24 protein-coding genes and 1 pseudogene are annotated in these 22,994 nt (G+C 41.1%); 11 read left to right on the forward strand and 14 right to left on the reverse strand.

What is annotated here, in order from left to right; all coding sequences use genetic code 11:
- Positions 1-48 precede the first annotated feature (48 nt).
- The 4 genes from AC0KSB_RS15185 to AC0KSB_RS15200 all read left to right on the forward strand — a co-directional run bounded on the left by AC0KSB_RS15185 (position 49) and on the right by AC0KSB_RS15200 (position 5,086).
- On the forward strand, positions 49-987 hold the full coding sequence (locus AC0KSB_RS15185) for a carbohydrate ABC transporter permease (protein ID WP_472310667.1): 939 nt from the start codon (positions 49-51) through the stop codon (positions 985-987).
- Positions 988-998: 11 nt separating this feature from the next.
- The gene (locus AC0KSB_RS15190; protein WP_472310669.1) at positions 999-1,874 is read left to right on the forward strand and encodes a carbohydrate ABC transporter permease; all 876 of its coding nucleotides are present in this window, start codon (positions 999-1,001) and stop codon (positions 1,872-1,874) included.
- A gap of 41 nt (positions 1,875-1,915) precedes the next feature.
- Entirely contained in the window at positions 1,916-3,043 is a 1,128-nt protein-coding gene (locus tag AC0KSB_RS15195) for a phosphotransferase enzyme family protein (RefSeq protein ID WP_472310671.1), read from the forward strand.
- Positions 3,044-3,121: 78 nt separating this feature from the next.
- The gene (locus AC0KSB_RS15200; protein WP_472310673.1) at positions 3,122-5,086 is read left to right on the forward strand and encodes a DUF5107 domain-containing protein; all 1,965 of its coding nucleotides are present in this window, start codon (positions 3,122-3,124) and stop codon (positions 5,084-5,086) included.
- A gap of 211 nt (positions 5,087-5,297) precedes the next feature.
- Here the strand turns inward: AC0KSB_RS15200 and AC0KSB_RS15205 are convergent, their stop codons facing one another.
- The 3 genes from AC0KSB_RS15205 to AC0KSB_RS15215 form a co-directional block, all read right to left on the reverse strand.
- Positions 5,298-5,924 (reverse strand): OB-fold protein, encoded by a 627-nt coding sequence (locus AC0KSB_RS15205; RefSeq protein ID WP_472310675.1) that lies wholly within the window; start codon positions 5,922-5,924, stop codon positions 5,298-5,300.
- Between the two features lie 66 nt (positions 5,925-5,990).
- Positions 5,991-6,251, reverse strand: coding sequence for an HTH-like domain-containing protein (locus tag AC0KSB_RS15210; RefSeq protein WP_472310677.1), 261 nt, complete (start codon positions 6,249-6,251; stop codon positions 5,991-5,993).
- A 109-nt stretch (positions 6,252-6,360) separates the two neighbouring features.
- Positions 6,361-6,819, reverse strand: coding sequence for a hypothetical protein (locus AC0KSB_RS15215; protein WP_472310678.1), 459 nt, complete (start codon positions 6,817-6,819; stop codon positions 6,361-6,363).
- Positions 6,820-6,899: 80 nt separating this feature from the next.
- On the opposite strand from AC0KSB_RS15215, the gene AC0KSB_RS15220 reads away from it, so the two are divergent.
- Positions 6,900-7,991, forward strand: a complete 1,092-nt coding sequence (locus AC0KSB_RS15220) for a serine/threonine-protein kinase (protein WP_472310680.1) — start codon at positions 6,900-6,902, stop codon at positions 7,989-7,991.
- Positions 7,992-8,394: 403 nt separating this feature from the next.
- On the opposite strand, the gene AC0KSB_RS15225 is transcribed toward AC0KSB_RS15220, so the two are convergent.
- From AC0KSB_RS15225 to AC0KSB_RS15245, 5 genes and pseudogenes are all read right to left on the reverse strand, one after another.
- Positions 8,395-9,204 (reverse strand): S1C family serine protease, encoded by an 810-nt coding sequence (locus tag AC0KSB_RS15225; RefSeq protein WP_472310682.1) that lies wholly within the window; start codon positions 9,202-9,204, stop codon positions 8,395-8,397.
- 160 nt (positions 9,205-9,364) lie between these two features.
- Positions 9,365-10,111: a ZIP family metal transporter gene (locus AC0KSB_RS15230; RefSeq protein WP_472310684.1), complete on the reverse strand. Its 747-nt coding sequence runs from the start codon at positions 10,109-10,111 to the stop codon at positions 9,365-9,367.
- 408 nt (positions 10,112-10,519) lie between these two features.
- Positions 10,520-10,675, reverse strand: a pseudogene (locus AC0KSB_RS15235) (IS1380 family transposase); the annotation flags it as partial.
- A 199-nt stretch (positions 10,676-10,874) separates the two neighbouring features.
- Positions 10,875-11,618: a SagB/ThcOx family dehydrogenase gene (locus AC0KSB_RS15240; RefSeq protein WP_472310686.1), complete on the reverse strand. Its 744-nt coding sequence runs from the start codon at positions 11,616-11,618 to the stop codon at positions 10,875-10,877.
- Between the two features lie 37 nt (positions 11,619-11,655).
- Positions 11,656-11,811 carry a DUF3006 domain-containing protein gene (locus AC0KSB_RS15245; RefSeq protein WP_472310688.1) on the reverse strand — a complete coding sequence of 52 codons (156 nt, stop codon included), beginning with the start codon at positions 11,809-11,811 and terminating at the stop codon, positions 11,656-11,658.
- Between the two features lie 288 nt (positions 11,812-12,099).
- On the opposite strand from AC0KSB_RS15245, the gene AC0KSB_RS15250 reads away from it, so the two are divergent.
- The 5 genes from AC0KSB_RS15250 (at position 12,100) to AC0KSB_RS15270 (ending at position 17,006) form a co-directional block, all read left to right on the forward strand.
- Positions 12,100-13,353, forward strand: coding sequence for an IS110 family RNA-guided transposase (locus AC0KSB_RS15250; RefSeq protein WP_472310690.1), 1,254 nt, complete (start codon positions 12,100-12,102; stop codon positions 13,351-13,353).
- 340 nt (positions 13,354-13,693) lie between these two features.
- Positions 13,694-14,761, forward strand: coding sequence for a serine hydrolase domain-containing protein (locus tag AC0KSB_RS15255; protein WP_472310692.1), 1,068 nt, complete (start codon positions 13,694-13,696; stop codon positions 14,759-14,761).
- Positions 14,762-14,973: 212 nt separating this feature from the next.
- The gene (locus AC0KSB_RS15260) at positions 14,974-15,855 is read left to right on the forward strand and encodes a CPBP family glutamic-type intramembrane protease (protein WP_472310694.1); all 882 of its coding nucleotides are present in this window, start codon (positions 14,974-14,976) and stop codon (positions 15,853-15,855) included.
- A gap of 296 nt (positions 15,856-16,151) precedes the next feature.
- The gene (locus AC0KSB_RS15265) at positions 16,152-16,583 is read left to right on the forward strand and encodes a hypothetical protein (protein WP_472310696.1); all 432 of its coding nucleotides are present in this window, start codon (positions 16,152-16,154) and stop codon (positions 16,581-16,583) included.
- Between the two features lie 18 nt (positions 16,584-16,601).
- Positions 16,602-17,006, forward strand: a complete 405-nt coding sequence (locus tag AC0KSB_RS15270; protein WP_472310697.1) for a hypothetical protein — start codon at positions 16,602-16,604, stop codon at positions 17,004-17,006.
- 976 nt (positions 17,007-17,982) lie between these two features.
- On the opposite strand, the gene AC0KSB_RS15275 is transcribed toward AC0KSB_RS15270, so the two are convergent.
- The 5 genes from AC0KSB_RS15275 to AC0KSB_RS15295 all read right to left on the reverse strand — a co-directional run bounded on the left by AC0KSB_RS15275 (position 17,983) and on the right by AC0KSB_RS15295 (position 21,841).
- Positions 17,983-19,023, reverse strand: a complete 1,041-nt coding sequence (locus AC0KSB_RS15275; protein WP_472310713.1) for a helicase-related protein — start codon at positions 19,021-19,023, stop codon at positions 17,983-17,985.
- A gap of 12 nt (positions 19,024-19,035) precedes the next feature.
- Entirely contained in the window at positions 19,036-19,743 is a 708-nt protein-coding gene (locus AC0KSB_RS15280; protein WP_472310699.1) for a TOTE conflict system archaeo-eukaryotic primase domain-containing protein, read from the reverse strand.
- 70 nt (positions 19,744-19,813) lie between these two features.
- Complete coding sequence (locus tag AC0KSB_RS15285) at positions 19,814-20,119, reverse strand: Fic family protein (RefSeq protein WP_472310701.1); 306 nt, start codon at positions 20,117-20,119, stop codon at positions 19,814-19,816.
- The gene (locus tag AC0KSB_RS15290) at positions 20,028-21,257 is read right to left on the reverse strand and encodes an RNA-binding domain-containing protein (protein ID WP_472310703.1); all 1,230 of its coding nucleotides are present in this window, start codon (positions 21,255-21,257) and stop codon (positions 20,028-20,030) included. Before AC0KSB_RS15290 ends, AC0KSB_RS15285 begins: the two co-directional genes overlap by 92 nt.
- 26 nt (positions 21,258-21,283) lie before the next feature.
- Complete coding sequence (locus AC0KSB_RS15295) at positions 21,284-21,841, reverse strand: metallophosphoesterase (RefSeq protein ID WP_472310705.1); 558 nt, start codon at positions 21,839-21,841, stop codon at positions 21,284-21,286.
- 225 nt (positions 21,842-22,066) lie between these two features.
- On the opposite strand from AC0KSB_RS15295, the gene AC0KSB_RS15300 reads away from it, so the two are divergent.
- Positions 22,067-22,597 (forward strand): transposase, encoded by a 531-nt coding sequence (locus AC0KSB_RS15300; RefSeq protein WP_472310707.1) that lies wholly within the window; start codon positions 22,067-22,069, stop codon positions 22,595-22,597.
- Positions 22,598-22,625: 28 nt separating this feature from the next.
- Here AC0KSB_RS15300 and AC0KSB_RS15305 read toward each other — a convergent pair.
- The coding region (locus AC0KSB_RS15305; protein ID WP_472310709.1) for an ATP-binding protein at positions 22,626-22,994 on the reverse strand (369 nt) is incomplete at its 5' end.

Below are 22,994 nucleotides of genomic sequence, written 5' to 3' on the forward strand. Positions count from 1 at the left end.
GGGCGGCGGCATCGGAAGCAGCCGCCCTTTTGAGAGGAGCAAGTTAAGATGAAATGCAAGCAGAAAACCGGTGGCAACCCTCTGCGCAGGAATAATTTGTCTATGATCTTCGTGTTTCTGACACCTGCCGTGTTACTATTCGCGACAGTTTTCCTGTATCCGGTTGTCCGAACACTCGTCATGAGTCTTAATGTGGTTGAGGGTGTGACAGATCCCGTATCGACCTGGAAATTTAACGGGATTGGTAATTATACCAGGGCTTTTGCCGATTCGATGTTCCGTGCCGCGATGATGAATCTCGGACGATTATGGTTGGTCGGAGGACTGGCTGTTATGCTGCTGGCTTTAATATATGCGGTTATACTAACAAGCGGCGTACGTGGCAAGAACATGTTCCGAAGTATCATCTATCTACCGAATCTTGTTTCCGCTGTGGCCATGGGTACCATGTGGCTCTACTATGCACTGCGCAAAGAGGATTTCGGACTTCTTAACAGCATTGTTACTTTCTTCGGCGGTGATCCTGTGATGTGGACCGACCCGACTTATAAATTCTGGAGCATGCTACTTGCTTACAGCTTCGGTATGGTGGGCTACCACATGCTGATCTTCATGAGTGGCATTGAGCGGATCGGCAATGATTTCTACGAAGCCGCTATGATCGAAGGTGCCAATGTTTTTCAGAAATTTTTCAGAATCACACTGCCGCTTCTGCGTGGCACCATCCGCACGAATATCGTTATGTGGACAGTTACAAGTGTTGGCTTCTTCATCTGGGGACAAGTGTTTGACCCCGTCAACCTATCCTATCAGACCGTAATGCCTCTGAATTATATGTATGAGCTCGTGTTTGGTTCATCCAATGCGGCTCAATCCGTACGCAATTCCGGTATTGGTGCTGCTATAGGTGTCATGATGGCCGCTGCTGTTGTTATCGTATTCGGAGCAACCAATTTAATCGTCAAGAACGATGATGCCGAGCTATAGGAGGGGATTAGGTGGCTAAACAACTTAAAACAATTAATAAAAACAAGTTCAATCTCAAACGTGAAAGTGCTCTGATCCCCGGATACATTTTATGTGCAGCCTGGGTCATATTCACAATTGTACTCGTCGGCTGGGTCATATTGGCCTCGCTTTCGACCACATCCGAAATAACAACCGGCCGGCTCTTCAAATTCGAATCGGGCTTCAACTGGGGCAATTATGCAAACGCATGGAAGAGTCAAAAGGTCAGTGTCTTCTTCATGAACTCTTTGATATATACAGCCATATCCTGCAGCCTGATCATCTTTGTATCTGCTCCTGCCGCCTATGTGCTCTCACGCATCCGCTTTCGCGGCAATATGTTTCTGCAGAATATGTTTGCGTCGGCACTTGGCATTCCGGTAATCATGATTGTAATGCCACTATTCTCTATTATAACCAGCATGAACCTGACTAACACCCGTGGACTCATAATATTCCTCTACATCGCGATGAATGTGCCTTTTACCATTTTCTTCCTCTTATCTTTCTTCAAAAATCTCTCATTTACCTTCGAGGAAGCCGCTGCTATCGACGGCTGTAGTCCGATGGGTACCTTCTGGAAAATAATGCTGCCGCTGGCACAGCCTGGCATCATCACGGTCACGATTTTCAATTTTATCACCATCTGGAATGAGTTCTTTATGTCGATGCTCTTCGCCTCTAAGCAGAAGGTGCGGCCGATCGCTGTAGGACTCTACAACATGGTAAAAGGCATGCAATACACGAATGATTATGGTGGTATGTTTGCCGCTGTTATCATAGTATTCGCGCCGACTTTTGTCCTCTATTTGTTCTTGTCTGACAAGATTATCGCCGGTGTAACCGGAGGAGCGATCAAGGGTTAATAGAGAGTATCCGCAGATAATCATCAGAGGAGTAAAGTTATATGGATAACAGAACGATCGAACAAGCCATCTCGGCTTTTGCCTATGTGGGCGTGCCGACAAACTACGAGCTACATGGACTTGGACACATAAATGATACCTATGCGGTGACCTGCACCCAGGGATCGGCCAGCAGAAGATATATTCTCCAGCGCATCAACAAAGATGTTTTTGCCGAACCAGTAAAATTAGTGCGCAACATCAAGCTCGTATCGGATTATGTCAGAGAATCCGTGCGCAGTGCCGGCGGAGATCCCGATCGCGAATCGCTGACACTGATCCCGACCCATGGTGGTATGGACTATTATCTCGATGCGCAAGGAAACTACTGGCGAAGCTACATTTTTATCGAGGACTCTATCTGCTATCAATCAGCACATGATCCTGAAATATTCTACAACTCCGCCCGCGGTTTCGGCAGATTTCAGCTTCTGCTCGATGGTTTCAAAGCCGACTTACTGCACGAAACCATTCCTGGATTCCACGATACAAGACGCCGCTACGAACAGCTACGCCACGCCCTCGACAATGATAAATATATGCGAGTATCACATGTGGTCAAAGAACTGGAATTCGCCCTCGACCGCGCATCATCGGCAGCAGTTCTTATGGACGGGCTCGAAAACGGTTCGCTGCCGTTGCGCGTAACGCATAATGATACCAAGCTCAACAATGTCATGATGGATCATATTACAAAAAAAGCAGTATGCGTGATCGATCTTGATACCGTCATGCCCGGAACGTCCCTTTTTGATTACGGCGACGCTATCCGCTTCGGTGCCTCAACAGCCGAAGAAGACGAAAAGGATCTCTCGCTAGTCCGCCTTGACCTAAAACTGGCCGAAGCTTACACCCGCGGATTTCTCGAAACTGCCGGCAGCATCATGATAGACAAAGAAATCGAGCTTATGACCTGGAGCGCCAAGCTGATGATGCTCGAATGCGGTGTTCGTTTCCTCACCGATTATATCAATGGCGACACCTATTTTAAGATACGCTACCCTGAGCAGAACCTCGACCGCTGCCGCACTCAGTTCAAGCTGGTGGAGGACATCGAGAGCAAATGGCAGATATATCAGCAGATGGTCATCGATAACTACACGCGAGTTTCGAATGCGGTCAAAGTTTAAGCCGCATAAATTGTGATACTGAAAAAAGACGATCCATTGCTTTCCCTGAACAAGTTCCGTCAAACGAGAGGTAAAGAAATGAATACTATCAGGTATGAGGAAAAAATATACAAAATTTCAAGACTAGGATCCGAGAGCAGCGTACCGCCACTAAACAAAGCCATCAACGTTCAGAATAAAAAAGATAATTCTCTGACCGAGGATGACGGCCTGTTTATCGGCTTCGGCGCTGTCAAAAACTCCTATCCGTACAAACAGCAAAACGTCTACGGCGAGCTGGAAGCAACAAAAACACAAGTTGCAATTCTGGAGAACAAATACCTGAGAGCTACCTTCCTTTTAGAATACGGCGGCAGACTATGGGAGCTGCTCCATAAGGATAGCAATCAAAATCTGCTATATACAAACGATGTCATACGCATGCGCAATCTGGCCATAAGAAACGCCTGGTTTAGCGGCGGCGTAGAATGGAACATTGGGTCTATAGGGCACTCTCCTTTTACCAGTGTACCTATGTACGCGGCAGAGTTAGAAGACGATCAAGGCAATAAAATTCTCAGACTATATGAGTTTGAAAGACTTAGGCGCGTCGTGTTCCAGATAGATTTCTGGCTTGACAGGGATCGCTTGCTCTGCAGAGTTCGGATCGACAATAAAAATGACACAACAATTCCGATGTATTGGTGGTCAAACATCGCGGTGCCTGACACTGAATCTGGCCGGATCATTGCGCCCGCGGAATCGGCCTACAAGACCGATGGCACCTCTGGAATTACCAGAACCTCCATACCATATGATCAGAACGCAGATGTCACTTTCTACGACAACATACTGAACGCCGCCGATTATTTCTACAATATAGCCGATGACCACAAAAAATACATAATCAAAACGAACAAACATGGAAACGGTCTCCTGCATTGCTCGTCTCGAGCCTTGAGAGGCAGGAAGCTCTTCTCCTGGGGACATTTGCAGGGATCAGAAAACTGGCAGGAATTCCTTACGGAAAAAGCCGGGTCATATGTCGAGATCCAGGCCGGCTACGCGAAAACCCAGTACGAATGCATGCCCATGCCACCCAACACTGTTTGGGAATGGATCGAGTGTTACACAAAATTCGAAGCCGATCCCGACAAAATCATGGGCAACTATACCGAAGCAATTGCCTACACAGACACGATCGTTGAAGATATTTTCCACGACTTTGATTTTGATAAACTCGCAAAAATTGACTTGGATCAGCTTGTTATTTTGACTAAACCAATGGCAAAATCAAAGGCTAAGCTTATCTGCAAGGGCAGTGGTTTTGGCTGTATCGAGAACCTGATAGCCAGCAAGAAAACTGCAGATCACCTAGAATTTGTCGACGATCCATACCTCAATGAATGGAAGCAACTGATTACAACAGGTAATCTACCTGTGTTACAGGATCACGAAGCGCCAAGAGCGTTTATGTTCGGAGACGACTATGAAAAGCTTCTCCTCGAAGCATCTCGCAAAAACGGCCATGATAACTGGTATGTCTGGTACCATCTTGGCATAATGCAGCATAACAAAGATCAGCACGAAGCCGCCGCAACAAGTCTCGAACGAAGCATATCGATCAACTCAAACCCATGGAATAACAATGCAATGGCATTCGTTAAGCATGCACAAAATGATCCAAAGGCCTATAAATACGCGCAAAAAGCCATTGAGATCGACGCCAAAGACTACTCTCTTGTTGAAAGCTCGCTCAAGCTATTACTGGATTGCAAAAAATACGACCTTATCCTGAAGCTCCAAGCACAGATTACCGGAGCTGTAGTCAACAATAGAATTAGAATGTACTACGCATTTGCCTATGCTCACACAGGTCATATTAACGAAGCAGAAAACATCCTCTACCGAAACGGTGGACTCGTTGTCACCGACATGCGAGAAGGTGAACAATCCATCGGCGAACTATGGACACTGATTTATGCCGCCCGCAATCCCGGCAAAAACATCAACTTCGATGACATGCCCAAAATATTCGATTTCCGCATGTATCGAACGAAGTGATTGGCTAAGAGAATTCCACTTATGTAAAGGACGACTTTCGAACAGAATAATCATTCAGACCTGTCACTTCCGAGCCAGGATACCCTCCGCTTATCATTCGCTTAACGTCGCCCAGGGTCACTTTGAACAACCGCCGATCCCCCTACACACCAAAAACAGAGCGCCTGAGCGCCCTGTTCTCAACTGTCGGATAACTGCCGGATACTCACAATCACCTGATCGACTCAACATCAACTGAATAACCCATAACCTCACCAACATTTTTAATCGTTCCAACCACGGTAACTTCCTGACCCTTGTCAAGTTCAGAAACGAACTCCAGGTGTTCAGACTTGATATAACACATGATAAAAGTAAAGTTATAATCGCTGGTAATAGGATCGATGGTGAAGTACTTGCCCGAGGAATCAATATTTGAAAGCTTGCCATTAATCTCAACATACTCGCCTTTGTAAGTATTGGCTGCCTTAAGCGCATTGTTCTCAAGAGCATCAACAAGCTCTTCAGCAGAAACAATAGTCGCAACCTGCGGCACCTCTGTAGTAGTCACAGCAACTTCAGTCTCAGCTGGCTCAGAAGACACCTCTCCAGCCTCAGCCGAACTCGAATCGGTACCTGTCGCCAGAGCGGTAGTTGTAGTACCAGTTCCAGCCGCCGTATCAGAATCTTCTCCGCCCAAAGAAGATATAACCCCAATAGCAACAATGATAACGATCACAATAAACCACCATCTCAAATAAACAGGCTTTTTGTTCTTTGCCCCACAGCTCGGGCAGTGCTTTGCGTTCTTCGCAATTGGTGCATTACAGGATTTACAAGTTGTCATTTTATCAGTCATTTTTCATACCTCTCTCTTTCAAATAACTAGAAGTCACATTTGAATCTTAAACAAGTCACTTTCAAATCAATCTCTAACCCTAAGACTAAGCTCTTGATATTCCGGCTTAACATCAACATAGCTAGCAAGCTTAATGCCCTTGCTAAGCTCGGGAACATATCCATCACTTATGCCAGCCAAGCGAACAATATCACGCGGTCTGTATTTCTGCTTATCAATCTCACCCGCAAAAAGAATCGCAAACAAATGGACCTGGCATGAAGCTTCATTACGCCGGGCATTCTCATACATTCTCTTCAATTGCTCACTAAGTTCTTCGATCGTCACTGGAATCACCTCATTTCTCGCCTGACCCATAGCCATTAGCTAATAGCAATATAACAAGGTGACGACATAAAAAATCCCCCATTAAGGGGGAAAATCATTCAACAGAAATTCATTTCTCACCACTGCGTTTAAGCAAAGGCAAATCGTACTTCATCAGCCAGTCATTAACCGCTTCGATATCGTTGACTCCCTTATTGATCGCTGTGATTAAAACCGCATCACGCCGTGTTTTAGCATACAAAGGACTAAACCCATACAACACAAGAGCTCTTTGTGTTTCCTCAAGACATAAACCAAGCGCAAAGCAAAAACGAAGAATATAATCACGCTCACGCGTCTTTTTCTCCTCAGACAACAACTTATAACCAAACTTCAGAGGGAAATCCGCCTTAAGAATCAGCTGCTGCCGACTCAATTTACGCTCCGTAATCATAAGATCAATATACTGGGCAAAAGGGCGGAAATCGTTATCACAAACGTCCGGGTGACTTTTGCAATAGTCGTCAATATCCGACAAATCAGCACTCCGCAATACTTTCAGTAAATAATCAGTTTTCTCACTATGCAAGATATCTCCCTCTCTTTACGCACGTCCTATGCTATAATCAAATGAATATTAACACAATTATACATTACGAAGGTGACACAGTGAGCATTGAATCAGAATACGCCTTATCATTTTACCGAAAATTGGTAAGCTTGCACGACCGAAACAATATTTTCATTGTTCAACACATAGAAACAAAAAGGCTCTATGTCGAAAAACGTTTGTCCATCTTTGACAAGCAAGTCTATGAGTATCTGAAGGCAAATCACCATCCTAACATACCACGTGTATACGAAATCGTATCAGACGGAAATCAACTGATAGTAATAGAAGAATATATCAACGGCACATCGGTAAAAGACATGCTTATAAAACATGGCTTCATTGCCGACAGTCAATCTACGGATATAATTATGCAGCTTTGCGATGTGCTAGACTGGCTGCATAACGCGAACCCACCCATAATTCACCGCGATATCAAGCCCGAGAATCTGATAATAACAGACAACGGGAAACTGAAATTGATTGATTTCAACGCCGCCAAAAAATCAGATGGCTACAAAAACCAAGACACTGTACTGATAGGCACAGCCGGCTACGCAGCTCCGGAACAATACGGCTTCGCCTCATCAAATGCAAGAACAGACATTTATGCTGTCGGCGTTTTATTAAACGAAATACTCACAGGCAAACATATCAAAGAAGCACTTCACTGCGGGAAATATAACACGATCATCAAAAAATGCACCGCCTTCGATCCATCAGACAGATATTCAAATATTAAGAAACTAATGAGAGATGTTCAGAAACTAAATAGGAATACAAACCAAAAACACAAAAAAGTGGTAGATAAATCAAGATTCCTACCACCTGGTTTTAGATCAAAAACACGCTGGAAAATGCTTGTTGGAGGGTTGTATTATGTGCTTATATTTCTCGTAACAATAATAAAGTACGAATCATCGACAGACGCATCTCAATACGATATATGGTACAACAAAATATCAATGTTCATTGCTTTTATCGCAACAGGCTTCTTCATCGGCAATTATTTTGATGTACATAGCAAACTTCCACTGACCTCAAGCAAAAACAAAATCATCCGATTCGGTGGAATCGCCATTGGCGCCTTTCTAACCTTATTCACAACATTAGTTATTATCGTAATAATTGAAATGCTGATATCAATGTAGAAAAAGTAATCCCAGCGTCAATAGACTTCTTTACTCGGAAAATGCCATCAATACTTGAAGTGGTAGCATTTTCCTGAACTTTCCCAACTACGTCGACTGGGCAGGGAAGCGCGCTTTACAATTCTCAGTACGAAATCAAAAAGCTGCAAAGAGAAAACAAAGAGTTACAGGAAGAACTTGCACTATTAAAAAAATTCCAGGCCTTCTTGAAGAAAAAGAATGTATAAGATTTCAGTATCTGAAAGAAAACCAGAAGAAGTACAATATCAAGAAGGCCTGTTGAGTATTGGAAATATCCCGTTCTGGTTTTTATGAGTATCTCCACCGGCGACCATCGAAAAGAGCCTTGGAGAATGACGTTCTAAGGATGGAAATCAAGTGTCTTTTTGAGGGAAAGAGCCGGTTAATCTTGCGCCTGATAAGTTTGTATCGTTTCAGACAATACAGCTACTGGAATGGCATATCCAAAAGGATGCTCACCTTCAGCAGGCGGCTGTGATGATGTCGCGAACAAGACACCAATGACCTTTCCTTCCCGATTGATCAGCGGACTACCGCTATTACCTTTATGAACAGGCCCCTGTATTTTGATCAGCGGAACTGACCCGCCAGACAATTCTGTCAGACCTAGATAAACAGCTTCATTAACAATATTAAAAAAGCCGAGCGGATTGCCGATCATGAGTACTGTGTCACCTAATTCAGGCAGACTGCCTGTTTCCAGTTCAAGCGTATCAACTACTTTGTCGCTCAGCTCGATTAGCGCCAGATCGTAATCAGGATCAGCATACCAGTTAAAATATGATTCTGTCCTGCCGTGGGTGTCGCGAATATCGATTCGCAAAGCGCCTTCAACTAGATGTTCATTGGTAACGGCAAGATTGTAGTCAGCCACCACAAACCCTGTGCCACGACTATCACCGGCATGAACTGACAAAACAGCAGCCTTATACTTCGAAATATCATCATCCTGCGATAACTGGTGTGACTCGAGGAGAAATTCGAGCGATGGCAGGCCTAGCAGGCGCAGCGATCCGCTAAACGCAAGCAGAAAAAACGCAACTACGGTGACGGATGCCAGAAGTCTGATCATGAGTTTTTTTTTCTTTTGACGCTTTTCCTGACAATCATTCAGATCAGCCTGAACCTGACCTGAAGAAGATTGCTCGTTCTCTTGATCATGAGCAATAAAAGTATTGTCTGGATCTTCCATCTTGTAGCCTTCCTGAGCTTTAGCATAATCCAAAGACGACTGCCTAGCTGATAATTCAAGAAAATCGCAAGCAAACCGTATTTGGTAGACTCTGTTTTTTTGTTTAATGAGCAGGTGGGTCAGCGTTTATTTTGATAAATCGTCAGGCAATTTATTCAGATTAGAGTAGCGCGAACCCTACCAGAAGTCCCGCAATCAGACCAGTATTGGCCAAATGACTATGCATGGAATTAGCTTGCGGGATCAGTTCGTCGTTAACGATATAAATCATGGCACCAGCTGCGAAGGCAAGAGAGCCGCCAACAAATACCGGTGAAATGGCAAAAAACAGTAGACCGATCGCTGCGCCAAGCGGTGTCATCAGCCCGGCAGCTAACGTAAAGAGTACTATTTTAATATTTGATAAGCCGCCAGCCTTCAGCGGTCCCGCAATAGCCAGGCCTTCTGGCACATTGTGCAGACCAATCGCTACAGCGATAACCAGCCCCAAATCTGGGCTTGCTTCAAGACCGGCACCAATTGCCAGACCTTCAGGCAGATTATGAAGCGCTATCCCAAAAAGGATCAGAAAACCAGTTCGAGCAATCGGATTCTTCATTTGAGCCATTTTTTCAGGATTCTCAACAACCATATGATCACTTTCCGACATATGCGAATGCGGCATGATTTTATCAAGTGCGAACATCATACCTGCGCCCAGCAGAAAACCTACAATAGCGCTGATCATCGAGCCAAGCTCAACCGCTTCCGGCATCAGTTCAAAAACAGATATGGCAGTCATTATACCGCCGGCAAAACCAAGCAGTGCAGCCAGAACTTTTTCTGACGGCTTGCCAAAAAGCATGAGAATAAATACACCCAGAACGGTTGATGCACCAGCTAAAAAACTATAGAGAATGCTTTCCATTATTACCTCCTGATCGCTTTTCAATGATTGTTTTTTCTGAACAGATACTCGCAGACAAGTCCATTTCTGGTCGGTGCAGGATCAGATGTGTCAGTTGATCAAGTGCAAGTTTTCAGGCATTATATTAATGACTTCCTCTTTATAAAAAAGTGATGTCATCAATGCTCTCAATTGCCACGATTATATCATACCCAATTTGCCATGTGATTCTCTCGATTTTTCTTTGTACTTACCGCGATTCGCATCATGCTTTTGATTTGTTTTTCTTGCAACTTTCATTTTAGCGTAAACAAACACACTGAATGGTTTTAGGAAGAACCTCTTTTTTGCTTTCTGAATTTTTCAGGCCAGGCATTTTTCATACACTGCCTTATGAGGATAGTTTTCTGACAATTTCATAATGACCTATCTGGCGGTCTTGATTATTTTGGCGGCCAGAAATACATACTTCAAACGAAAGGCCTTTATTCGCTGCCTGTATTCGGAGATATTTAAGCAATCAAATTTGAACAGCAAAAACAGATTATACGAAAACATCATCATCTGGAACACAGCTTCGTTTGCCAAAACAATACAATGCCAATGGAGACGAAAGTTCAGGCCATCTTTATTGAATACTAGAATACTGATTTTTATTACAAAAAACGGATACAGCGATCTTGTTGTAATGAGTGCGGAATTGTACGGCAAGTTTGCAAAGATTAATAGAATTGACCAAGCTATTTTTGAATCGGATATACCAAACGCATCCGAAAATTTGTCGTTATTCTGAAGGATAACCAATCGGAAAAATGTATAGGGGCGTTGTGCCTGCAGGCATTCCAATCGCCTTTTTTATGTCCTGTTCATGGAACGCGCCAATCGGAACAGTAGCCATCTCCAATGAAAGTACCTGTAAGCAAATATTCTGGCCAGCATGGCCAGCTTCCATATGAACATACTTTTCCGCATTTCTGCCATACCGATCCTTTGTTCTTTGATAAACAGCAGCAATAATTATACTTGCCGGAGCGTCAAGGATCGAGCTCTGACTTAGCGCTGCCAGATAAATATCTTCACGTCTATCACCGTTTTTCAATTTAAATAACTGATTTTGCAGCGGATCGTATTGATAAACTCCTGCATCCAATCCATCAATGTGTCCTGCGACCAGATAAATCTCCAGCGGATACAATGCCCCGGCTGATGGTACAGTACGGAATTCGTTTGCCGAATCTGTTACCCCTTGCGCAGACCAAAGAATCTGGCTGACAGAATGAATAGGTAAGATTTCATCCTTACAAAAAGATCGGACCGAACGTCGCTGTCGGATCGCCCGCTCCAATGTCAGATAGCCGTCCAGATCCGGTTCAGGCAGTTGAATCGTTTCCATTTCGCTGTCCCGATCAATCTGTGACACATCCGTTGTTCTGGAAACTTCCTGTATCTGATTAGCAATAACAATGCCTACAATAACCAGAGTTGCTATAGCAAAGAGTACAAAACCTGCAAAGACGAGGCGTTTCACGGAATCACCTCCCATATAGTCCAAATGCCAATACATGCTAGTTTATTTTATCATATCGAAACACTTTGTCACCTGATTTGATTTCTGGTGGCATTACACTTTTTTGTATCGGTATCATTTGTTTGTCAGGAAGTTCGACAACGACCATATCACCTTCAAGTCTATCGATAGTGGAAAACTCAATATTTTTCATTTTTATAACCATTCCTTTCGCTTTCGCTCAAGGCACAAAACGATATGAATCGTCGGCTTTGAGCGTTATAATTTAAGTGGTCGGACAGACATACTACAGAGCACGAGGAGGTGAGTGCGTCTCCTCAAGGGAAGACCGCATTTTTATATGTGCCGCCAACCCCCCTCAAGCACAAATAAGTGTGGCATTGACCACGTAGTTTTATCTTTGTATAAACAAATCTCTTGTTAAACGGGGTGGCAGTCACTGTCTGTCTGCCGAATATATTTATCCAGAGAGGTGGTGTTTATGCTAAAAATCGTATTCCCTATTTGCTGTGGTATTGACGTTCACAAAACCTTTCTCGTTGCCACCATTGCATCTACTGACCGATCCAGCGTGACAACTTATCAAACCAAACGCTTTTCTACCTTTACTAAAAACTTAGAGAATCTGTCAAAATGGCTTCTTGACAACCAATGTACCGATGTGTGTATGGAGTCTACAGGAAAATACTGGATTCCCGTTTACAATGTATTGGAGTTAACTTGCGAAGTCATACTTGCTCACCCTAAGTATGTTAAATCCTTACGAGGGAAGAAAACTGACAGAAAAGACTCTGTATGGATTGCGGATCTCTTTAAGCACGGACTTGTTAAAGCAAGCTTTATCCCTGAAAAAGCCATTCGTGACCTAAGAGAAGTCATGCGTTACCGCACAAAGCTTGTCTCCATGAAAAGCAGTGAAAAAAACCGCTATCAGAATGCGCTGACAGTCTCCAATGTGCAATTGGCATCTGTTGTGTCGGATACTTTCGGAAAATCTGCTCAGGCTCTTATTAATCAGTTGTTGCAGCAGCCAAAAGATACGTCTTTTGATGTTCTGCCGTTCCTACACGGCTCGCTGAAGAAAAAAGCAGAACAGATCTCCGAAAGCTTGAACGGCTCGATTGATGACATTCAAGCACAGAAGATTCGGTCGTGCACCTCACACATTGCAGAGCTCGATTCTCATATTGAAGATTTACAGTTTGCTGCGGATTTGCTTGCCTCTCCGTTTACTGCTGCTCTTCGTATCATAGAGTCTGTACCGGGAATCGGTCATCTATCGGCACTAACTATTTTATCAGAAATCGGGACCGATATGTCTAAATTCTTATCCGCAAAACATCTGTGTTCATGGGCGGGGCTTACACCTTGCAACGACCAAAGCGCAGGAAAGAAAAAATCCACTCGAATCTCTCGTGCAGGCTGTTACATAAAGCCTATTATTGTTCAATGTGCACTTGCTGCCATTAAGGATAAGAGCTTTCCCTATTACAGACAACGTTATCAAGTACTCAAGCATAGACGGGGACATAAGAAAGCAATTATCGCCATCGCTCGTATGATGCTTTCCGTCATTTATACACTTTTGTCCAGAGGAGAGCTTTTCTCAAAAGAGCTATATGAGGAATCTCTTAAAAATCCTATGGTTATATTGTCTCCGGAAGAACAGTTCCAGAGACTGGCAAAAAAGTTTGGTTATGTAGTTGTCAAGGTTCATGAGCCGGTTCCTGTATAGGTAAGGCTCAACATTATTTTCTTCTTAGTCCGTTCCTAACGGCTTTTTTCTGTTGCCGTTAACTCGGTGAATGACTTCTTTATTAAATGTGCCTTATGATTCAGTTTTTCAACCTTACGTTCATTTATACATTTTTTTTATCTGTATTTCTTGCTGCTAAAATAATCAAACCGCCAGAAATGAGTCTAAAAAATGATGTGGAGAGAAGCAATTTTCAAGATCTAGGGGTTAATCACATTACAAATATTGTATAATAGCGAAAAGGTTGGTTAAATTCATTGCGAACTGGCCTACGGGAGACGATGAATTTTAGCAGACGTGGAATCTGGGGGGAGTAGTAATGGACATAAAAATAGAAGATAAGTTTCTTAATAATGCTATTGAAGAAATTGCTAACAAAAAAGGTGTTTTTAGTACGGTGCTTTGTGTTGAAAGCGGAGATAAAACCTTTTCTTGGACAGGAGCCGCGGGCGATATGCAAAAGGACAGCCAATATTTTATTGCTAGCGTAACAAAACTATATATTACTTCAATTGTTATGATTCTAATGGAGGAAGGAAGATTACAACTCGATGACCATATTGCAAAGTATTTACCTGAAGGATTTATGCAAGGACTTCATGTATTAAAAGGAGTTGAATACTCTGAAAATATCACTGTTAAGCATTTGATTTCAAACACATCGGGTATACCAGATTATTTTTTTCACAAACAATCTAATGGCAAAACATTTTCTTCTCAAATACTTGAAGGAGAAGATGTGTCGTGGCGACTTGAAGAAACAATTAATTATGTTAAAGAGCTTACTCCCAAATTTTCACCAGGAAAAAAGAGAAAAGCGGCATATTCCGATACCAACTATCAACTACTTGGGAGAATAATTGAAATAATTACTGAAAAACACATTGGTGAAGTTTTTCAAGAGTATATTTTTGATAAGCTTAATATGAATCATAGCTATGCTTATAGAGACATCTCCGACACTAAACCTGTTCCATTTTATTTTAACTCGAAACAATTATGGGTTCCGAATTACATCGCATCAGTAACCGCTGAAGGCGGTATTGTTTCTACAGCAGAGGAATCCATGATTTTCTTAAAAGAATTTTTTAAAGGACATTTTTTCCCTAAAGAAAATATAGAACACTTCAAGAAGTGGAATTTAATTTTACCCCCACCTAGCCTTTTCTTCTATGGTATAGGGTTGGAAAAATTATTTATTCCTAGAATTGTCTCTCCGTTTAAACCGATAACAGAAGTTTTGGGTTTTTGGGGACAAACCGGTTCTTTTGCTTGGTATAATCCCGATACGGACTTATATTTTACCGGAACTACTAATCAGATAAACGGAGCAGGGCATTCTGCTGTCGTGAAAGCTATTATAAAAATTATTAAGTCTGTATTATAAGACATGTTTCTCTTGCTGAAACTTAGTGTCCAGGAGTGCTTAGGACGAAATATAGCGTCGTAGAGCTACCGGCTATTGCCTGTCCAAAAACAGCCGAATATAATGATCCCACAGAGTGAGATACAGAATCAATAAAAGCAAGTATTGAGTGACTTCGAGTTCGGAATGGTTTAAATGTATTTATGCAACAAGAAAGTTTGAGGTTAGAAGTGATGCGAAAATCAAAGATGGAAATAAACACTACTGGCAATTCAACAAACGAAACCAGACACGAAAAGTTATTTCTTGTGGTTTTCAGTTTCATCGCTTTACTAAGCGGCTGGATCGGCCATGCCGTTGACCTGTTGCTGCCAGATCAACCTGACGAGCAAACGCTGGGAATGGGTATCTGGCTGGCTCTGCCTTTCTTATGCGGTATCCTGATAAGGCTTTTTCGAAATAAATGGAATGATTTTGGTCTGAAACCAAACTTGAAAGGCAACATTAAGTGGTATGGTCTTGCTATTATTGTGTTTCCGGCTGTAATGCTTGTATTTACGTTGATAGCCAGGCTTTTTGGGCTGGTCAGTTTTACGTCTTTCTCAATTTCTTCCTTTATGCCTGTGTTCGCGTCGATGTTTGTGGGTTTGCTTATCAAAAATATCTTCGAGGATTTTGCCTGGCAGGGTTACCTGACGCCTAGACTTGTTGCTGCAAAAGTAAGTGATGTCAAGCTTTATTTGGTTGTAGGTTTGGTTTGGGCATTCTGGCATGCTCCATATTATCTTTATTTTTTGCCAGAAGATTTTTACAGTTCTTCCTCAGCCAGACTGGTTGATGTCTTTATAACAAGTCCTGTTGTTATTCTCATCTGGGCTGTCCTGTTTGTTGAAATAACCAGACTGACACGCTCTGTCTGGCCAGCCGTTATCATGCACACAGTAGAAGATGCGGTCCCTAATTATTTCATTTTCGAGGAAAAGATCATAGTTTTTAACGAAGTTGGGGATATTCTCTTTAACCCGCTGAGAGGGATTCTGCCATTGGCTGTCTTCCTGGCCTTAGGGCTTTGGTTAAGAAAGAAGCGCATTGAACGTGATCGCAGAGTCTTTTGAATGAGCTACTACTTCTGAGAGCAAAGTAGTGTTTATCACAAAGATTATAAAAATCTAAATGTCCGAGAACAAGGATTTGTGTAAATCCATACTGTCCAATCTATAGTGGTTCGGATTCCGATGGTCAATTCACGTTTTTGTATATCGCTTATTTTTACCAGATCCGACACGAAGCAGAAACCGGACTCAATCAGTTGAAATCAAATTCTTATAAATTTTTGATACAATGCAAGCATTACAATTGTTTTCCGTATATAATATATATACCTTCACATTATTTTTTGAGGTAAAGCAACATGGATGACATCAGGATAATCGATATGTTTTGGCAGCGAGATGAAGAGGTAATCAGGCAGACTGAAATGAAATACGGCAGGCTGTTAATCAGTGTAGCCGATAATATACTAAGAAGCCGTGAGGATGCCAGAGAGTGCCTGAATGATACATATCTAGGTGTATTGGGAGGCTATACCTCCAGCAAGGCCTCAAGTGCTGTCAGCTTACTTGTGCCGAATCGCCCGCAACCTTGCGCTTATATACACGCAGCTAAAAGAAATCCTGTTGTAGCAGTATCTTTTGACGAACTTGAAGCTGTACTGGCTGATAAAGAGACTGAAGAAACAGTAGAAGAATTCAACGGTGGCGATGAGCCGTCAGAGATTGCGGTTGAATCAACCATGTCATCGGGCGCTCTGCCCGCACACAGTTCGAATATCCACCTGCTGTAATCAGAAAGGGAGAGAGACGTGAAAAATTTTCATTTAGTCATGATAGTTGGAATTACGGGTTTGTTATGCTTGTTGTGTATTAGTTGCGCAGATTCTGAGACTAAAACAAGCAGAGAGAACTTTGTTCATGCTGAAGGCTATTTTCTTGAAACGGATGAAAACTATTTCTTTATTGCTGATGGTGACTCGCCTATGTTTACCGATAAGGAGTTCATAAAGATTTTCCCTGTCGATGAAACCATTACTTTCGATGGGCTAAATAATGGAGATAAAATAGCGATTGATATCGAAACTGTGGGGGATTTAAATCCTCGGGTAATGGACATCCATCAGATCGAATTGGTTGAAGCGGGTGATATTTCAAATATAGATAAAGCAGTCATTTCTCAAATAAATGAACTGGGATTCCATGTAAGCAAATAAAAAATTTGCAGAGATTTTGTCGGAAACCGTAACCAGTAATGCCGGAGAAAACGATCCACTTAAGCGCCATCGTTGCTGGATGACGTTTTTGTATTATTGCGTGATGTTTGAACGCAAATGCGAATGATAATATTTGAGTTCGTTGAAAACCAGTGCTTGCAAAGACTATACAAGCCACAAATGCTTAATGCTACCCTACAAAAGCGAATACATTCGATTGTTCTGAGGTCATCAACATCAGTTCCAGCTTGAGGGGACTTGAGGGGTAGCTTGAGTTTAAAAAACCATTTTATTCTCCAAATCTCAGCACATGTTGATTCTAATAATTTAAATGAAGCTCAGTCAAGACACTTAAGCGTCATCCTTCCGGGTGGCGTTTTTGGTTTATCGCGTGACACTTGAGAGAAAACGCGAACGGTAATTTTTGCGTTCGCTGAAAAGGCTATAATTACTCAGATCGAGATAATGGATAAGCATATGTCTTAACTAAGTACATGTACCTGATACATCATCCTAATATGTGCGATACAGATTACACTCTCTAATCTACCGCTCATGTTCCGATTCTACCACCTATGTTCCGACAGGGTGGTAGTAAGGTGGTAGAAGGATAGGCAAAAAGACTACATATGATTCCGGGCTATAGAATTTGTTATAATCCGCCTAGGGAAGTTCTTAGCTTCTATTTTGAGCATTTCAATTATGTCATACACATTTTATGTCTTTGTGTCCAATTTATGTTTGAGAAGCAAAGAGCTAGGTAGTGTCACCTTAGTGCGTTTCAAAAAGAAGACCATCGCTGTCCAAGTCCACCAAGAAGTTCGTACTCAGGTGTTCTTTTCACAAGCATATCTATTTATGCAGATAATCTGCCTGATGATGCCTGCAAAAACTAATTTAAAAAACAATATTATGAAATTCATAGCATACTGAAAGAAGGTTTTTGGTAATTTCTGAAGTGTAAGCTAAATATAACTTACAAAGGTTGCTGACTTGTATTGTTCGAGTAATCAGTCAAAATCCTTTGCATATACATAGATAGTTTAGGACTTTCAATTCTCATTATACTATCATTTTCATTAATAAAGCCAAGTGGAGCCAGACTGCCATACCAAAGGATTCGCTGGTCAATTACGACTGCGTTACAGCAAAAATTTACATTTGGTTGAATATGAATGTTTAGATTCTGAACGCACTTATTTATTTTTGCGTTAAATTCAGGTCTATCTGATGATAGTTCATCAAAATATTTAGTAGGTGCAAACAGAATTATTTCTCTCTGGTCATTTGGAGTACGTGAAAGTACTTTTTCTAGCATAAACATTGATCGAATATTTATTGTACGAGTTGAAATCCAGATTGTTTCTCGAGCATTATTCAAATCATTTTCAAGAGATTGCCAATACTCACTTTTGTCAAATATAAAGTTTGATCTTGCGGGTGGCAAATCTGGCTCTACTAGTTGATATCCGAGATCTCTATATCCCTTAAGCCTTTTCCCATACATGCGTTCAAGAACTGGAACATGAACGTCAACATAGTCATAAATCCGAACGTTATTTTTACCGCTGTATAGTCTATGAAGTCTTCCTGCATACTGAGCAAGTGTTCCTTTCCATGAAAAAGGCATAACCAGAAACAATGTGTCGAGTCTTGGCACATCAAAGCCTTCTCCAACATATTTTCCTGTTGCGATAATTAATAGTGGCTGATCAACCGGATATTGTTCAACCAAAGTCAACTTTTCTCTTTTTTGTTTTATAGTACCTGTTCCTGTCAATGAAATGACCTTTGGAAATAATGGTTGGACTTCCTTTGTCAGCCTTTCAACGTGCTCTTTGCGATCAGTCAAAACAATTACGTTTCTCCCCTTTTTTATTTCCTTTACTACATCAAAGATAATCTGTTGATTTCGACTACTGGAGATTGATAGATCAGTAAATATATCTTGAATTTGTCCGTCTTTTGTTAGATAATCTTGCGCTGGAAATATCCGATCATATGAATTGAAACCAATTTCATGTCTTTGTTACATAACTGCTGTAATCAGTCCTGATCCAAACTTGCGAGCTTTTGAAGCAGGAATCGGTTCGGAAAAGAAAAACCAGATATGGGCACCATTACCTGAGCGAGATCTTTCTAAAGTAAAAGGTAACTCATTATCCGAACAATATTTCTGAAATGCACTAGTGTCAGCCTGCCAATCACCCTTATCAAAGTCAATAACTATAAACCAGCAGCGGTCATCATCAAGCATGGGATATACACCTATGACTTTTTCGCCGCGCAGATGTTCTTCGATGACTTGATCATCGATTGGCAAATAATCTTTGCGGCTGCAATCTTGACATTTGATTTTCGGCTTAGGACATAAACCAGATTTCCAAGTATTCCTGCAGGCTGGTGTATATCCGGCTTTCCCGTCACCTTTTCTTTCGTACCTTAATGCATATACATCATCACGACCTTTGAATATAGATCTGAACAACGCAATTTTCTGTATCAGCGCACTATCTTTGGTTACTACATGGTCACTAATTTCATGCAAATAATTATCAGCTAGTTTGATCTGCGCAGGTATTTTTTCATTACCGTAATCTTGTTGAGTTTTGTTAGGGCTGTTTTCAATTATTTCTTTTAGTTTTTCGATCTCTTGACGCAGGAAGTCATTTTCTGTTTCTAAACGCTGACATTCCAAACAAGTATGTTTGTCATAACTGCGTTTTTCTTTCGCCATGATGCTCCTCCGATGGTTTGCTTGAATCAACCATAATATATTTGTATTAAGTAATGTCTTTGCATTTTATCTATTTGCCACCAGAATAATACTTTTGATTTGGGCTTGTTGGTTTTTCAGGGTTTGTAAGTTTTAGCAGTCCCCCTTTAACAAGAGGATTTAAATATCTGTTTTTGAAATGTCTTCGATCTTTTATATTTAAGAAATCCTGAATCTCTTGTCTGCTTCTTGCCACCTCGCAAAAATTCAAAATTTCCCTTGTCCTGTGATCGTCATCTATAGATTCAGCTTGGGGGGTAGCTTGGGGGGGTAGCTTGGGGGGTAGCTTGGGGGGGAGTTTGAGGGGTAGGTAAAGGAACAATTGTAATAAACACATTGCCTTCGATAAATGCAGGTTCAGTGCCCGAGTACATTTTGCAATATTTATAGGTGTTGCGAACTCCAGAACCCAACTCATCGACCCAACCAATTTCTTTAAAAAACTTAGCGATCGTTGGATTTTTAGGATAAGGAGAAAAACTTTCAGGATCAATACTACCATTGCCGTGAGGTTTATTGCTGTTTTCTATATAAACTCTATCTTTCTCAATTATGAGTTTAGCTGGATAAGGGTTTGCAAATTCTCTGTGAATTAAAAGGTTTGAAATTACTTCTCGAAATATTTTATCTCGTAAACTGATACGTTGATCTCCTTCGAGATAAAACTTATCATTAAGGTGTTTTGCGACGAAATTCATCAATCTGTCATAACTATGGATCAGATTGGTTCTAATATCATCACGATCATCATATCTATCCAAATTTTCTTTTCGCAGAATAGCATCGGTTTTATAGTGTGGCAGAGCCGCCTGAATTAAATTTTCTTTGCCAAACAGCAATATTCCGCCAAGAGTGATACCTTCTTGTCCAGTAAATGGATCAATACGGTATAATCCAGCACTCTTTAAGAGTTCCAAATCCGACGTAGAAATCCAAGGATGATTAGGCTTTTGGTTTGCTTCTGTTTTCCTGACTTTGGAAAATAAATCTAAATCAAGTTCATCAAGAGTGGCAAAAGGAAAGATCTTATTTTCGGTATAAGTGCTTTGCTTTCGCAAATACAAATTTGATACTAAATTTGTGTTATTTGTTATATCAAAATCGCCGTCTTCATTTCTATCATATATTTTGTTCCTACAACGATGTACCTGTGAGCTTTGAGGCACATTAATATATAGAATTAGTTTTCCATCTATCATGGCATCCTGAATAGAAAGATAGAATGTAGGACTTAGTTGCTGAAGATTGTTTATAGCGGTAGTAAATTCCTTTTTTATCTTATCAGCACTTGGTATATCTACGCCAATAATGCTGCCATTATCAGAAACGCCAAGAAATAAATGCCCACCATCTCGATTAAGAAACGCACAAACTGACTCAAGTGCGTCTTTGCTAAGCTTATGCTTGCTTTCCTTAAACTCAACTGTCAAGCCTTCTCCCTGGGATATAAGCTCTTTCATTTTATCGATATGCATTTTGATGATCCTTTCATAAAATCGCATTAATCATCTTTAATTATTTCTGTAGACTTAAATGCTTCATTATTGAGCACCAATTGTTCAAAGGTTACTGGCTGGTATTGATTTACCTCTACACTTGCGTTTAACGCATGAGGCATAGATGCCAACAATGGCCAGTATGCAGCATCACGATTATTGTGGATATGACCATGAATCAAGTAACTGCCTTTGCCAGTTCCTCCCCATGTCATCATGGGGTAGTGACATAATGCAAGCTTCCTTTTGCCATCACTTATTTCCACATATTGTTCAATAGACTTGAAATAAGTATCAGCATTCACTTTATTGAGCCAGCTGCTATCGTGATTTCCAACTATCAGATGTTTCTTGCCTTTCAACCTTCTGAGAACACAATTTGGATCAGTTTGGGTACGAAACATTAAGTCGCCAACAATGTATATAGTATCTCCATTAGTAACTACCTGATTCCAATTTTTAATAAGCGACTCATCCATTTCTTCGAGCGAAGAAAACGGCCGATTACATAGCTTGATGATATTCTTGTGGCCAATATGCAGGTCAGATGTGAAAAAGATCATTTCGCTCTCCAAACAAGTATATTTGATTATATCTGTATCCACAAAGGTCAGCGATGACAATTTCTTATATTATAGTTTATTAAAGAAATTGCATTGCAGACAATCTGATTATATCATGTAACTTTTGATCGTTTATATTCCAAGGACTCAACAAACGCAGCCATCGCTTGTTCTCCTGAAACTACTCCCCCTATAGTGAATTATCAAAATTCAGGAGGATACGATATGCACGAGAAACACAAAGAAGAAATCAGAACAACCGCCATTGACCGATATTTTAGCGGAATATCGGTAAAAGAATTGAGTCACCAACAGGGTGTGCCAAGAAGCACGATTTATCATTGGATACAAAAACACAATGAGCAAATCAATTCAGCGAAGAAAAAGAAAGTCAATCTTCAGAATTTCAAACTTCTAGAGAACAAAGTTACTCGACTCGAAGGAATTATTCAGATCATCAAGACTGCAGGCTGCGCTATGGACGCACCACTGCAAGAAAAACTCAACGCTATCGAAAAACTGAGAGAGTCATATAGTGTACACATGTTATGTGAAGCATATGACATCCCGAGAGGCACCTTTTATAATCATGTATTTCGCAGCAAGCGTGACAATGTATGGTATGTGAAGCACCGCGAAAATTTAAGACTTAAGATCCAAAAAGTATATGAAGACTCGAAGCAAATTTTTGGAGCTGGTAAGATATGCGCCGTTATTGTCAACAACGGAACAAAAATGCAAAAAAATAGCGTTTAAATTTTGTAGTTTTATGGCAAAAAAATAACTAATTATTACTTGGCTCAAACAATGTGTTCATCTGCTGTCTTTGTTTCATAAATTCTTTTCGCTCTTTGAGCCTATAGCTATCACCTTTTATATTGATAACAGTGCAGTGATGCAAAATTCTATCAAGTATAGCGGAAGCTATTGTTATATCTGAAAAAACCTCATTCCATCCAGAAAAAGGCTTGTTTGATGTTAGTATTGTAGTATTTTTTTCGTATCTCTTTGCAATGAGCTGGAAAAAAAGGTTTGCACCCTGTATGTCCATTGGCAAATATCCAATTTCATCAATGATAAGAACTCTGTACTTGGCATAATTTTTAAGTCTTTCAGCAAGTCTGTTCTCGTAATGTGCTTTATTTAGGTTTTC

Source organism: Ercella succinigenes, assembly GCF_900002895.1.

Bases quoted from the DNA above. Each gene is read 5' to 3' on its own strand.
- AC0KSB_RS15280 (WP_472310699.1), bottom strand. From the start codon at position 19,743: ATGGCGAAAGAAAAACGCAGTTATGACAAACATACTTGTTTGGAATGT.
- AC0KSB_RS15290 (WP_472310703.1), bottom strand. From the start codon at position 21,257: ATGCATATCGATAAAATGAAAGAGCTTATATCCCAGGGAGAAGGCTTG.
- AC0KSB_RS15225 (WP_472310682.1), bottom strand. From the start codon at position 9,204: ATGGAAGATCCAGACAATACTTTTATTGCTCATGATCAAGAGAACGAG.
- AC0KSB_RS15295 (WP_472310705.1), bottom strand. From the start codon at position 21,841: ATGATCTTTTTCACATCTGACCTGCATATTGGCCACAAGAATATCATC.
- AC0KSB_RS15205 (WP_472310675.1), bottom strand. From the start codon at position 5,924: ATGACTGATAAAATGACAACTTGTAAATCCTGTAATGCACCAATTGCG.
- AC0KSB_RS15200 (WP_472310673.1), top strand. From the start codon at position 3,122: ATGAATACTATCAGGTATGAGGAAAAAATATACAAAATTTCAAGACTA.
- AC0KSB_RS15250 (WP_472310690.1), top strand. From the start codon at position 12,100: ATGCTAAAAATCGTATTCCCTATTTGCTGTGGTATTGACGTTCACAAA.
- AC0KSB_RS15195 (WP_472310671.1), top strand. From the start codon at position 1,916: ATGGATAACAGAACGATCGAACAAGCCATCTCGGCTTTTGCCTATGTG.
- AC0KSB_RS15230 (WP_472310684.1), bottom strand. From the start codon at position 10,111: ATGGAAAGCATTCTCTATAGTTTTTTAGCTGGTGCATCAACCGTTCTG.
- AC0KSB_RS15260 (WP_472310694.1), top strand. From the start codon at position 14,974: ATGCGAAAATCAAAGATGGAAATAAACACTACTGGCAATTCAACAAAC.
- AC0KSB_RS15185 (WP_472310667.1), top strand. From the start codon at position 49: ATGAAATGCAAGCAGAAAACCGGTGGCAACCCTCTGCGCAGGAATAAT.
- AC0KSB_RS15255 (WP_472310692.1), top strand. From the start codon at position 13,694: ATGGACATAAAAATAGAAGATAAGTTTCTTAATAATGCTATTGAAGAA.
- AC0KSB_RS15285 (WP_472310701.1), bottom strand. From the start codon at position 20,119: ATGTGTTTATTACAATTGTTCCTTTACCTACCCCTCAAACTCCCCCCC.
- AC0KSB_RS15265 (WP_472310696.1), top strand. From the start codon at position 16,152: ATGGATGACATCAGGATAATCGATATGTTTTGGCAGCGAGATGAAGAG.
- AC0KSB_RS15300 (WP_472310707.1), top strand. From the start codon at position 22,067: ATGCACGAGAAACACAAAGAAGAAATCAGAACAACCGCCATTGACCGA.
- AC0KSB_RS15245 (WP_472310688.1), bottom strand. From the start codon at position 11,811: ATGAAAAATATTGAGTTTTCCACTATCGATAGACTTGAAGGTGATATG.